Origin of the sequence: Rhodococcus sp. 06-221-2 (genome assembly GCF_002258365.1) — a bacterium.
GTDB lineage: Bacteria > Actinomycetota > Actinomycetes > Mycobacteriales > Mycobacteriaceae > Rhodococcoides > Rhodococcoides fascians.
This window is the reverse complement of record NZ_NOYJ01000004.1, coordinates 435,790-448,653: the sequence shown is the minus strand read 5'-3', so window position 1 is coordinate 448,653 and position 12,864 is coordinate 435,790. Positions and strand designations below refer to the sequence as shown.

General features: G+C 64.6%; 10 protein-coding genes. 8 read left to right on the top strand and 2 right to left on the bottom strand.

All coding sequences use genetic code 11. The features are described from left to right. Positions 1 to 43: 43 nt before the first annotated feature. Entirely contained in the window at positions 44 to 3,856 is a 3,813-nt protein-coding gene (locus tag CH281_RS03270) for a multifunctional oxoglutarate decarboxylase/oxoglutarate dehydrogenase thiamine pyrophosphate-binding subunit/dihydrolipoyllysine-residue succinyltransferase subunit (protein WP_080729385.1), read from the top strand. A 314-nt stretch (positions 3,857 to 4,170) separates the two neighbouring features. Here the strand turns inward: CH281_RS03270 and CH281_RS03265 are convergent, their stop codons facing one another. After that, on the bottom strand, positions 4,171 to 4,818 hold the full coding sequence (locus tag CH281_RS03265) for a TetR/AcrR family transcriptional regulator (protein ID WP_032371667.1): 648 nt from the start codon (positions 4,816 to 4,818) through the stop codon (positions 4,171 to 4,173). Between the two features lie 69 nt (positions 4,819 to 4,887). Here CH281_RS03265 and CH281_RS03260 point away from each other — a divergent pair, with 69 nt between their 5' ends. From CH281_RS03260 to CH281_RS03250, 3 genes are read left to right on the top strand one after another with little or no spacing between them, the layout of a single operon-like run. After that, the gene (locus CH281_RS03260; protein WP_094692847.1) at positions 4,888 to 6,456 is read left to right on the top strand and encodes a flavin-containing monooxygenase; all 1,569 of its coding nucleotides are present in this window, start codon (positions 4,888 to 4,890) and stop codon (positions 6,454 to 6,456) included. Next, entirely contained in the window at positions 6,453 to 7,286 is an 834-nt protein-coding gene (locus tag CH281_RS03255; protein WP_027498021.1) for an SDR family NAD(P)-dependent oxidoreductase, read from the top strand. Before CH281_RS03260 ends, CH281_RS03255 begins: the two co-directional genes overlap by 4 nt. Positions 7,287 to 7,298: 12 nt before the next feature. Further along, positions 7,299 to 8,255 carry an alpha/beta hydrolase gene (locus CH281_RS03250; RefSeq protein ID WP_032371669.1) on the top strand — a complete coding sequence of 319 codons (957 nt, stop codon included), beginning with the start codon at positions 7,299 to 7,301 and terminating at the stop codon, positions 8,253 to 8,255. Here the strand turns inward: CH281_RS03250 and CH281_RS03245 are convergent. After that, positions 8,211 to 9,104 (bottom strand): glycine betaine ABC transporter substrate-binding protein, encoded by an 894-nt coding sequence (locus CH281_RS03245; RefSeq protein ID WP_094692845.1) that lies wholly within the window; start codon positions 9,102 to 9,104, stop codon positions 8,211 to 8,213. The genes CH281_RS03250 and CH281_RS03245 overlap by 45 nt on opposite strands. Before the next feature lie 209 nt (positions 9,105 to 9,313). Between CH281_RS03245 and CH281_RS03240 the strand changes: the two genes are divergently transcribed. The 4 genes from CH281_RS03240 to CH281_RS03225 are packed head-to-tail and all read left to right on the top strand — an operon-like array spanning position 9,314 to position 12,787. Then, a complete protein-coding gene (locus CH281_RS03240) occupies positions 9,314 to 10,288 on the top strand; it encodes an ABC transporter substrate-binding protein (protein ID WP_094692930.1) in 975 nt (324 codons plus the stop codon). Then, complete coding sequence (locus CH281_RS03235) at positions 10,288 to 11,439, top strand: ABC transporter ATP-binding protein (protein ID WP_094692843.1); 1,152 nt, start codon at positions 10,288 to 10,290, stop codon at positions 11,437 to 11,439. Before CH281_RS03240 ends, CH281_RS03235 begins: the two co-directional genes overlap by 1 nt. Next, positions 11,436 to 12,098 carry an ABC transporter permease gene (locus CH281_RS03230; RefSeq protein ID WP_032365390.1) on the top strand — a complete coding sequence of 221 codons (663 nt, stop codon included), beginning with the start codon at positions 11,436 to 11,438 and terminating at the stop codon, positions 12,096 to 12,098. The genes CH281_RS03235 and CH281_RS03230 overlap by 4 nt, the downstream gene beginning before the upstream one ends. After that, the gene (locus CH281_RS03225) at positions 12,095 to 12,787 is read left to right on the top strand and encodes an ABC transporter permease (RefSeq protein ID WP_032382479.1); all 693 of its coding nucleotides are present in this window, start codon (positions 12,095 to 12,097) and stop codon (positions 12,785 to 12,787) included. The genes CH281_RS03230 and CH281_RS03225 overlap by 4 nt, the downstream gene beginning before the upstream one ends. The last annotated feature ends 77 nt before the right edge of the window (positions 12,788 to 12,864 follow it).

Here is a 12,864-nt window from a genome sequence, read left to right as displayed (position 1 = left end):
GCGCTGATCGGGAACGAAGACAGAAACGAGGCGAACTACTGCCGTGAGCAGCAGCTCTACTACCCAATTCGGACAAAATCAATGGCTGGTCGACGAGATGTACCAGCGGTTCAAGCAGGACCCGTCCTCCGTCGACGCGAGCTGGCACGAGTTCCTCACCGATTACGACCCCGAAGCCGTGATCGACGAGAACCCCATCTCCAACGGTAAGTCCGGTTCCAACGGCTCGGCCTCGAACGGCAGCTCGGCCAAGTCCGCTCCTCCCGCAGCACCCGCGCCTCCTGCGAAGCCCGCCGCCTCGGCCGCGAAGACCGAAGCCCCGAAGACCGAAGCTCCCAAGAAGACCGAAGCCCCCGCGAAGGCCGCAGCTCCCAAGGCTGCTGAATCCAAGCCTGCTCCGGCGAAGTCGGCCCCGGCCAAGCCGGCCGAGAAGAAGGCAGCCCCGGCCAAGCCCGCCGCTGCCGAATTCGGTGAAGAGTCGAGCAAGATTCTGCGCGGCGCAGCTGCAGCGGTTGCCAAGAACATGTCCGCTTCGCTGCAGATTCCGACAGCTACCAGCGTGCGAGCCATCCCGGCCAAGCTCATGGTCGACAATCGCCTCGTCATCAACAACCACCTCGCGCGTACCCGCGGCGGCAAGATCTCGTTCACGCACCTGCTCGGCTACGCCATCGTGCAGGCCGTCAAGGCGTTCCCGAACATGAACCGCCACTTCGCCGAGGTCGACGGCAAGCCCAATGCCGTCACTCCGGCGTCGATCAACCTCGGTCTGGCGATCGACCTTCCCGGCAAGGACGGCAACCGTTCCCTCGTCGTCGCGGCCATCAAGAACACGCAGGACTTCACGTTCACGCAGTTCTACAACGCGTACGAGGACATCGTCCGGCGTGCCCGCGACGGCAAGCTCACCGGCGAGGACTTCCAGGGCGTCACGATCTCGCTGACCAACCCCGGCGGAATCGGCACCGTCCACTCCGTCCCGCGCCTGATGAACGGCCAGGGTGCCATCATCGGTGCCGGTGCCATGGAGTACCCGGCGGAATTCCAGGGTGCCAGCGACGAGCGTCTCGCCGAGTTCGGCGTCGGCAAGCTCATGACGCTGACCTCGACGTACGACCACCGCATCATTCAGGGTGCGGAGTCGGGCGACTTCCTCAAGACGATCCACAATCTGCTGATCAGCGACGAGTTCTACGACGAGCTGTTCCATTCGCTCAAGATCCCGTACGAGCCGATCCGCTGGCGCAAGGATCTGCCCGAGGGCACCGTCGACAAGAACACCCGCGTGCTCGAGCTCATCGCGGCGTACCGCAACCGCGGTCACCTGATGGCCGACACCGACCCGTTGCAGTTCACCAAGGACAAGTTCCGGATGCATCCGGACCTCGACGTGATCAGCCACGACCTGACGCTGTGGGACCTCGACCGCGAGTTCAAGGTCGGCGGATTCCACGGCAAGGACAAGATGAAGCTGCGCGACGTGCTCAGCGTCCTGCGCGACTCGTACTGCCGCCACGTCGGCGTCGAGTACACCCACATCCTCGAGACCGAGCAGGTCTCGTGGCTGCAGGAACGCGTCGAAGCCAAGCACGTCAAACCGACTGTGGCGCAACAGAAGTACATCCTCAGCAAGCTCAACGCAGCCGAGGCCTTCGAGACGTTCCTGCAGACCAAGTACGTCGGACAGAAGCGCTTCTCGCTCGAAGGTGCCGAGTCGGTCATCCCGATGATGGACTCCGTCATCGACCAGAGCGCCGAGTACGCCCTCGACGAGGTCGTCATCGGCATGCCGCACCGCGGCCGCCTGAACGTGCTGGCCAACATCGTCGGCAAGCCGTACTCGAAGATCTTCACCGAGTTCGAGGGCAACATGAACCCGGCTGCCGCACACGGCTCCGGTGACGTGAAGTACCACCTCGGTGCCGAGGGCACGTACATCCAGATGTTTGGCGACAACGACATCAAGGTCTCGCTCACGGCGAACCCGTCGCACCTCGAAGCCGTCGACCCCGTTCTCGAAGGCCTCGTCCGGGCCAAGCAGGACCTCCTGGACAAGGGCACCGGCCAGGGCGGTTACTCCGTGCTGCCGCTGATGCTGCACGGCGACGCGGCCTTCGCAGGCCAGGGCGTCGTCGCGGAAACGCTGAACCTGTCCGATCTGCGTGGCTACCGCACCGGCGGAACCGTGCACATCGTCGTCAACAACCAGGTCGGCTTCACCACCTCGCCGGAGTTCTCGCGCTCGTCCGAGTACTGCACCGACGTGGCCAAGATGATCGCCGCGCCGATCTTCCACGTCAACGGCGACGACCCCGAGGCATGTGCCTGGGTGGCTCAGCTGGCAGTGGACTTCCGTCAGAAGTTCCACAAGGACGTCGTCATCGACATGATCTGCTACCGCCGTCGCGGACACAACGAGGGCGACGACCCCTCGATGACCCAGCCGGCGATGTACGACGTGATCGACACCAAGCGCAGCGTCCGCAAGAGCTACACCGAATCACTCATCGGCCGTGGCGACATCTCGCTCAAGGAAGCCGAGGACGCGCTCCGCGACTACCAGGGTCAGCTCGAACGCGTCTTCAACGAGGTACGCGAACTCGAGAAGTACACCCCGGAGCCCAGCGAATCGGTCGAACTCGACCAGCAGTTGCCGACCAAGCTCACCACCGCCGTCGACAAGGCCGTCCTGCACCGCATCGGTGATGCGCACCTCGACATTCCCGAGGGATTCAACGTGCACCCCCGCGTCAAGCCGGTGCTCGAGAAGCGTCGGGAAATGGCGTACGAGGGCAAGGTCGACTGGGCCTTCGGCGAACTGCTCGCACTCGGCTCGCTCGTGGACGAGGGACGCAACATTCGTTTCTCGGGCCAGGACACCCGCCGCGGCACGTTCACGCAGCGGCACTCGGTGATCATCGACCGCAAGACCGGTTCCGAGTACACGCCGCTGCAGAACATCGGCAGCGACAATCCCGGCAAGTTCATGGTCTACGACTCCGCACTGAGCGAGTTCGCGGCCGTCGGCTTCGAGTACGGCTACTCCGTGGGCAACCCGGACGCACTGGTGATGTGGGAAGCGCAGTTCGGTGACTTCGTCAACGGTGCCCAGTCCATCATCGACGAGTTCATCTCGTCCGGTGAAGCCAAGTGGGGACAGCTCTCCGACGTCGTGCTGCTGCTCCCGCACGGCCACGAGGGTCAGGGTCCGGACCACACGTCCGGACGCATCGAACGCTTCCTGACGCTGTGCGCCGAAGGATCGATGACCGTCGCACTCCCCTCGACCCCCGCGAACTACTTCCACCTGCTGCGCAGGCACGCGCGTGACGGAATCCGTCGCCCGCTGATCGTCTTCACCCCGAAGTCGATGCTGCGCAACAAGGCAGCAGTGAGCAACATCGAGGACTTCACCGACGGCAAGTTCCACTCGGTGTTCGACGAGCCCACCTACGACACCGGCACCGGCGACCGCAGCAAGGTCAAGCGGGTGCTGATGGTCAGCGGCAAGCTCTACTACGAACTGCTCGCTCGCAAGCAGAAGGACAACCGCGACGACGTCGCCATCGTCCGCATCGAGCAGCTCTACCCCGTGCCGACGCGTCGGATCCGGGAAGCACTCGAGAGCTACCCGAACGCAACGGAATTCCGCTGGGTTCAGGAAGAGCCTGCGAACCAGGGTGCCTGGCCGTTCTTCGGTCTCGCACTGCCCGAACTCATGCCCGAAAAGCTGGTCGGCATCAAGCGCATCTCCCGTCGCGCCATGTCCGCACCGTCCTCGGGATCGAGCAAGGTGCACGCCGTCGAGCAACTCGAAATCATCGACGAGGCCTTCAACAAGGTCGGCGAAGACTAGATCTCCGACAGCGACAAGCGGCCCACTCCTTCGGGGGTGGGCCGCTTTCGTCGTTTCTGTGCGCACCCGGGTTGGGATCAATGTGGGATTCAGTCGGTCAGACTGCAACAGAGCCGCATTCATTCGGCTGTGGCCTCGGCCGCACTTCGGATGAATGCGGGATTCAGTCGGTCAGACTGCAACAAAGGGACATTGATCCCAACCGGGGAGGACCTGCAACCGGGGAGGACCTGCAACCGGGGAGGACCTGCAACCGGGGAGGACCTGCAACCGGGGAGGACGTCGAACCGGGGGGACGCACACTGGGGCGGGGCTCAGGCGTCGGCGTCGGCTCCCAGCAGTGCGGAGATCATGCCAGGAGCCAGGGCGACAGCAGGCAGGGCGTTGACGTTCAGGTCGATCAACTCGTCGCGGGTGATCTGTGGATTTCTGAGCCAGGTGATGGTGGCTTCTTCGACGAAGGCGATCCACCCGCGGACGGCGAGGTCGATGGTGGGGGTGACATCGACGTCGAGTTGAGCGAGTTGGACGAGAGTGCGATCGGCCATGGTGGTGCGGGTCTGCTCGAACACCTCGCGCATCTGGGGGTCTCCGCTTGCCGTGCCGCGGAGCAGGGAGATGAAGGTGTCGCGTTTCTCGCTGACGTAGTCGACGTAGTTGGCGATGGAGTCGCGCAGAATCTCGAAGGGTTCGAGGTCGGGGTCGGGTGCGGTCCGTTCGATCATCGACCGCGACGCCTCGCGGACTATTTCGAGGTGAAAGTCCTGCTTGGACGCGAAGTAGTGGAACAGTAGACCTCGGGAGACTCCGGCCTGATCGGCGATGTCCTCGACGGAGATCTGTTCGAGTGGCCGATCGGCGAGCATCTCGGTGCCGAGCTCGATCAGCTGCGCTCGTCGTTGCTGCGGACTGAGTCTGGTCCTTTTCGTCGTCGATACTCCAGCGCGGTTCACATCCGCCATGCAATCATCCTATTGAATAGTAGTCAATAACTATTGACTCACACTCAGTAAGCTTCTAGTCTGCTCTACATGAGTCTTCCCGTAACAGATACTTCGGACCGCGCAACGTCGCCGCGTCACGTCGATACGCTGATCATCGGCAGTGGTTTCGCCGGGCTCGGAGCAGCGATCAAGCTGACCAAGGCAGGCAAGAAGAATTTCGTCGTCGTCGAACGCGGCCACGATGTGGGCGGTACCTGGCGCGACAACACCTACCCCGGTGCAGCCTGCGACGTGCCCTCGCATCTGTACTCGTACTCGTTCGCGCTGAACCCGGAGTGGACTCGTTCGTTCTCCACCCAGCCCGAGATCCAGAAGTACATCGCCGGAGTTGCGCGCAAGTACGGCGTCATGGACAAGCACGTCTTCGGCACGGACGTGACGTCGGCGCGATGGAACGCCTCCACCAGCCGCTGGGACGTCGAGACGACCACCGACAACTACACCGCCAAGATCGTCGTCTCGGCCGTCGGCGCACTGTGTGAGCCGAACCTGCCCGATATCAAGGGAATTCACGATTTCGAGGGCGACGTCTTCCACTCCGCTCAGTGGAACCACGACGTCTCGCTCGCCGGTAAGCGCGTCGCCGTCATCGGGACCGGCGCGTCGGCGATCCAGATCGTTCCCGCCATTGCAGGCCAGGTCGAGCACCTCGACGTCTACCAGCGCACCGCGCCGTGGATCCTCCCTCGCGCCGATCGCCCGTACACCAAGCTCGAGCGCTTCGCCTTCAAGCATGTGCCCGGCTTCCAGCGCCTCGCCCGCGCCGGCATCTACGCGATGCGTGAGACCCAGGTCGTCGGGCTGGCGAAGAACCCCGCGTTCATGAAGCCGCTGCAGTGGGCGTCGGAGAATCATCTGCGCACGCAGATCAAGGACAAGGCGCTGCGCGCGAAGGTGACTCCGAACTTCCGCATCGGCTGCAAGCGCATGTTGATCTCCAACGCGTACTACCCCGCTCTCGCGCAGAGCAACGTCGACCTCGTGACCGACGGCATCGCCGAGATCCGGAAGGGATCGATCGTCACCAAGGACGGCACCGAGCGCCCGATCGACGCACTCGTCGTCGCCACCGGCTTCCACGTCACCGATTCGCCTGCATACCAAGCCATCGTCGGCAAGGACGGCCGGACGCTGGCGCAGACGTTCGACGACGGCGGACAGCAGGGCTACAAGGGCGCCGCGGTGGCGAACTTCCCGAACATGTTCTTCCTCGTCGGCCCCAACACAGGCCTCGGGCACACCTCGATGGTCTTCATGATCGAGTCGCAGATCAACTACCTGGTCGACGCCTTGAACACCATCGACAAGCACGACATCGGGACCATCGAAGTGCGCAAGGACGTGCAGGACGAGTACAACGTGACTCTGCAGGACCAGCTCGCCAAGAGCGTCTGGATGAACGGTGGCTGCGCCAGCTGGTATCTGGACAAGCACGGAAACAACACCACCCTGTGGCCCGGGTTCACGTTCGAGTTCCGTCGTCAGACCAAGCATTTCGATCTCGATGCGTACCGTAGCGTCGCAACCGCAGATCTGACCTCCGCGTCGGCGAGCACGGCCGCCGGCAACAACACAGACAAGGTGTCCGCACGATGAGCACATTCACAGGCAAGGTGGCCGTCGTCACCGGCGCGGGTTCGGGAATCGGCCGGGCCCTGGCCCTCGAGCTGGCCGGACGCGGAGCCAAGCTCGCACTGTCCGACGTCGACACCGCCGGACTCGACGAGACGGTGCGCCGCGTCGAGGCACTCGGAGCCGAGGTGAAGTCCGATTTCCTCGACGTCTCGCAGCGCGAGACCGTGCTGGACTACGCCGAGGCCGTCGTCGCGCATTTCGGCAAGGTCAACCAGATCTACAACAACGCGGGCATCGCATACCACGGTGACGTGGAGAAGTCCTCGTTCAAGGACATCGAGCGCATCGTCGACGTCGATTTCTGGGGCGTCGTCAACGGCACCAAGGCATTTCTGCCGCACATCAAGGCCTCCGGCGACGGCCACATCGTCAACATCTCCAGCCTGTTCGGCCTGTTGGCGATGCCGTCCCAGTCCGCGTACAACGCTGCGAAGTTCGCCGTCCGCGGATTCAGCGAGTCGCTGCGCATGGAGATGTTGATCGCGAAGGCTCCGGTGAAGGTGACCGTGGTGCACCCCGGCGGCATCAAGACTGCCATCGCCCGCAACGCCACCGTCGCCGAGAATTTCGACCAGGCCGACGTGGCGAAGTTCTTCGACAGCAAGTTGGCGAAGACCACCCCGATCGACGCGGCCAAGACCATTCTCAAGGGCGTCGAGAAGGGCCGGGGTCGCGTGCTCATCGGTTCCGACGCCATCGCGCTCGATCTGCTGCAACGCATCACCGGCTCGCGGTACCAGGGCCTGATCGCTGCGGTGTCCAATCGGGCCATGCCACGGTCGAAGAAGTAGGCGGGCCGCGTCGTGAAAGCCTTCTACGTTCCACTGCCGATCGTTGCGGCGGCGCTCAAGCCCTTCTATCGCCTCGCGCTGAATCCGCGTCTGTCCTTCCGGGCGCAGCGGGCGGTCCTCGAGGCCGCGGCTCCCGTGCAGACGCTCCCGCACGGGACCGTCGCGCAGAAGCTGACGCTCGCGGGCAGGCGAGCCGAGCGCATCACCGTCGGAGCCACCGAACGCGACACCGCCATCCTGTACCTCCACGGGGGCGCGTTCACGATCGGTTCGATCAACACCCACCGATCGCTCGCCGCCCATCTGGCCCGAGAGTCGGCCAGCGCCGTGTACGTACTCGACTACCGACTGGCCCCGGAGAACCCGTACCCGGCCGCGCTCGACGACGCCGTGGCGGCGTTCCGAGAACTGGTGCGTTCGCACGGCTTCACCCCGGATCGCATCGCCATCGCCGGTGATTCGGCAGGCGGCGGGTTGACCGTCGCGACGGCGAGGCGGCTGGTGGACGACGGCGCGAGGCCGGCAGCACTCGGATTGATCTCACCGTGGGTCGATCCGGGCGCACGCGACGCGGTCAAGCCGCGCGACCTGGTGGTCAACACCGGGTGGTCGAACTCCTCGGCCGACGCATATCTCGGGGCGGGCGACCCGCTGGATCAGGGCTTCGCGCCGCTCCAGGGCAACCTCGACGAGCTGCCTCCGGTCGTCATGCACGTCGGGACGGACGAGGTGCTCTATCCGCAGATCACCGCGTTCGCGGACAAGCTGCGCCTGTCCGGCGTCGAACTCGAGTACATCGAGTACAAGAAGCTCTGGCACGTGGCGCATCTGCAGGCGTCGATCCTGCGTGAGGCGGCCGAGGCCGTCCAGCATATGGGTGCGTACCTGGGCCGCAAGCTCAGAGCAGAGCAGAAGTCCGACGTGTCAGAGGCTGTGCTCGCCGAGCCAGCGGCCGGCGACATCGCCTGACGCAGCACCGCCGCGGACCTCGCCGATCATGTCGGCGAGGTCCGCTGTCGTCAGCTCCCCCGCCACCACCGAGAACGACTTCACCGCACTCTCGTCCAGCACACCGGTGCGGTACAGCGGAACGACGTTCTGCGCTGGATACACATGATCGTCGTCGGGCAGAGTCGTCAAATCCTTGGCCAGCGGACCGAACGACGCCGTCCGAATCGCGAGAGCATCCACCACACCGGAATTCAGGTCGTCGACGGCGAACTGCGCATCCGGGTAGACCATGAACTCGGAGAAACGGGCCCCGGTGAAGCTGGGACTGCCCACACCCTCCATCCTCACGTCCATCGGATCGACCTCCCCCTCGACCGTCCCGACGGTTACGTCGTCCCGACGAAGAAATTCGGCGACGTTCGGCTCCTCGTCCGAGATCGCGTCTGGAGCGACCGCAAGGGCCAATCGATCCTCGGCGGTTGCGTAGTCTCCCACCGACAGTCCGGCGGGCAGCGATCGGTTCAGTTCGGTGTACACGTCCTCTGCTTCGGTTGCCCCGGCCAGGGTGTCGAAGGTGCGCAACAGGTCCCCGGTCAGGTCGGGGATCATCGATACCTCGCCGCGGTCCAGCGCCGCGAGGTACGCCGTCCGATCCCCCAGGTTCTCGGCGACGGAGACCTCGGCTCCCGTCGACCGGAGTCCTCCTGCGTAGATCTGTGCGAGCAACCGGGAGAGGTCGGAATTCCCGGCTCCGACGACGACGGGCACGTGCCCGGGTTCGGCCCGGTCGGCCGCACTGCACCCACCGACGGAACCTGCAATAGTGACCGCGAGGGCCGCTGCCAGAATCGACGAACGCACTCTCATTTTCTCCTGTTCACTGCCCGTGGGGTTTACCGATCCCGACCGCGGGGCACAGATGCGAACGAGAGGGTAGTCGAACCAACCTTATGGGCACGGCGACGTCGACTACCATCCCGAGCAGCCCGAGTCCTGGTTCGGCGGTGTCCCCGGTGATCGGGCGGCACCCGTCGGAGTTGGGGCTTCGTCTGTGCCCGAACCGATGGAAGGACACCATGACCACCTCCCGAATCACGCGCGCGTTCTCCGCCCCGAAGGCAGTGGCGGCCGTTGCCGCGCTCGCCCTGTCGGTCACCGCACTGACCGCCTGCGGCGGAAATTCGGATCCGCTCTTGAGCGGAGGCGGCGAGAGCAACGACGACACGAACTCGATCATCGTCGGCTCGGCCAACTTCCCGGAGTCCGAGACCGTCGCGAACATCTACGCAGAAGCATTGCGCGCCAACGGTTTCGAGGTGAGCACCAAGCTCAACATCGGTAGCCGCGAGGCGTACATTCCCGCCGTCCGCGACGGCTCGATCGACCTGATTCCCGACTACACGGGCAACCTGCTCCAGTACTTGGACGAATCTGCCACGGCCACCTCGTCCGAGGACGTGCTGGCGGCACTGCCCGGCGCACTCGGCGACGACCTCTCGGTGACGGCCCAGGCACCCGGCGAGGACAAGGATGCCGTCGTCGTCACCCGCGCGACCGCAACCGAGCGCAATCTCAAGACCGTCGGCGATCTCGCACCGTTCTCTTCGGAGGTGACGTTCGCGGGCACGCCGGAATTCCAGGAGCGCGTCGGCGGACTGCCGGGCCTGAAAGCGAAGTACGGCCTGGACATCTCCCCCGGTAACTACGTGCCCATCTCCGACGGCGGCGGACCGGCCACGGTCGAGGCACTCGTGTCGGGCCAGGTCGTCGCGGCGGACATCTTCACCACCTCGCCTGCCATCGCGCAGAACGATCTCGTGGTTCTCGAAGACCCGGAGAACAATTTCGCCGCTCAGAACGTCATCCCGGTGCTGCGGACGTCCAAGCAGTCCGACAAGCTCACTCAGGTTCTCGACGCCGTCTCGGCGCAGATCACCACCGAAGAGCTCATCGCACTGAACACGTCGGTGTCCGGCGACCAGAAGGTCGAACCGGCTGCGGCGGCAACGGCGTGGGTCAAGGACAAGGGTCTGGACCAGCCGGTCAGCTGATGATCACCTTCGAGAACATCACCAAGACGTACCCGGACGGCACCACGGCAGTCGACTCGTTGGACCTGGTGATCCAGCCACACTCGTTCACCGTGTTCGTGGGGCCGTCCGGCTGCGGCAAGACGACGTCGATGCGGATGATCAACCGGATGATCGCGCCCACCTCGGGTGTCATCACGGTCGACGGCCGCAACATCGCCGACACCGACGCGGTGAAGCTGCGCCGGGGAATCGGTTACGTCATCCAGAGTGCCGGGCTGCTGCCCCACCGTTCCGTCGTCGACAATGTCGCGACGGTTCCGGTGTTGAGCGGTCAGTCCCGGCGCGCGGCCCGCAAGGCGGCGCTCGAGGTACTGGAACGAGTGGGCCTGGATCCCGCTCTCGCGTCCCGCTACCCGGCGCAACTGTCCGGCGGTCAGCAACAGCGCGTCGGTGTGGCCCGCGCGCTCGCCGCGGACCCACCGATTCTGTTGATGGACGAGCCCTTCAGTGCTGTCGACCCAGTGGTGCGTGAGGATCTGCAGACCGAGATGCTCAGGCTGCAGGCCGATCTGAAGAAGACGATCGTGTTCGTCACGCACGACATCGACGAGGCCGTGCGGCTGGGCGACCACATCGCAGTCTTCGGACCGCAGGGTCGTCTGCAGCAATACGACAAGCCCGAGACCGTGCTCGCGGCACCGGCGACGTCGTTCGTGGCGTCGTTCGTCGGCCGCGACCGCGGCTACCGAGGCCTGTCTTTCCGCTCCGCGCAGTCGGTGACGATGCATCCGATCCATACCGCGACCGAGGACGAGATGAGCACCCTGCGACTCGACCAAGGGCAGTGGGTTCTGGTCGTGGACTCCCAGCGTCGTCCGCTCGGCTGGATCGACGCCACCGGCGTCGAGAAGGTACGCGGCGGCGGCAGCCTGGACGAGAGCACCGCGGCCGGTGGGTCGCTGTTCCTCGAGGGCGGCGATCTACGGCAGGCGCTCGACTCGGCGATCTCGTCTCCGTCGGGAATCGGCGTCGCCGTCGATTCGACCGGTGCCGCCGTGGGCAGCGTCGACGGTGCGGAGATTCTCGAAAACCTGGCCGTACAGCGCAAGTCGGAGGACGAGGAGCGCAATCGCCACCACTTCGGCGCGGCCGGGAACGACGCACAGTGACCTGGCTGTTCGACAACTTCGGCGTCGTACTGGGGTACACGAAGACACATCTGTATCTTTCGCTCGTGCCTCTACTCATCGGCCTGCTCATCGCCGTTCCGGTCGGCACTCTGATTCGCAACACGCGGTGGGTCCGCCGAATCACGTTGACGGTGGCCAGCATTGCGTTCACGTTGCCGTCCCTGGCACTGTTCGTCACCATTCCTGCGGTCGTGGGACTGCCTGTGCTCGATCCGCTGAACGTGGTGATCGCACTGACGGTGTACTCCACGGCCCTGCTCGTTCGCGCGGTTCCGGAGGCACTCGATTCGGTTCCGTTCGCCGTCGTCGATTCGGCTCAGGCCATGGGCTTTTCGTCGTTACGCCGGGCGGTGACCGTCGAGCTACCCCTGTCCTTGCCGGTGCTCATCGCCAATATTCGAGTTGTCACGGTCACCAACATCTCGTTGGTCTCGGTGGGTTCGGTGATCGGTATCGGTGGTCTCGGCCAGCTGTTCACCCAGGGCTACCAACGTGACTATCCCGATCAGATCTTCGCCGGCATCATCTCGATCGTGTTCTTGGCGTTGATCTTCGACGCCGCCCTGTACCTGGTGGGCCGTCGACTCACGCCCTGGACCCGGCAGGGCAGCTCGTCGACGAGGAAGGCGCGCGCATGAATCTGTTCTCCGAAGCGTTCTCGTACATCCTCGACGGTGCCAACTGGGCCGGGCCGACGGGAATCGGTGCTCGACTGCTCGAGCACATGTGGTATTCGCTGTTGGCCGTTGTGCTTTCGGCCGCTGTCGCGATTCCCATCGGACTGATCATCGGTCACCTGCGCCGCGGCGAAGCGGTGGTCGTCGGACTGGTCAACGCTCTGCGCTCACTGCCGACTCTGGGTGTGTTGGTGTTCCTGGTCCTGGTGATCGGGTTGGGTCTGATCCCGCCGATCATCGCGCTGGTCCTGCTCGGGATACCACCGCTGCTGGCGGGCACCTACTCGGGAATAGCCAACGTCGATGCTCACGTGGTCGACGCCGCCCGGGCAATGGGAATGACCGAATCACAGGTGCTGCTGCGGGTAGAGATCCCCAATGCACTGCCACTGATCCTCGGCGGACTACGGAACACCACCCTGCAGATCATCGCGACCGCGACCGTTGCGGCGTACGTCAACCTGGGCGGGCTGGGTCGCTACATCTTCGACGGTCTCGCGCTCTACGACTACGGCCGGGTTCTGGTCGGGGCGATCCTCGTCGCGCTGCTCACACTCGTCGTCGACGGCCTTCTCGCCCTAGCGGTGTGGACGTCGGTGCCGGGAACCGGTCGCCTCCGGCGCATGCCGACCGGACTGGCAAAAATCTGACGACGACTCACGCAAACTAAAAGCACCCCGAACCACCGGCCCGGATAGGGCGGGGTTCGGGGTGCTTTTTCTGTTTT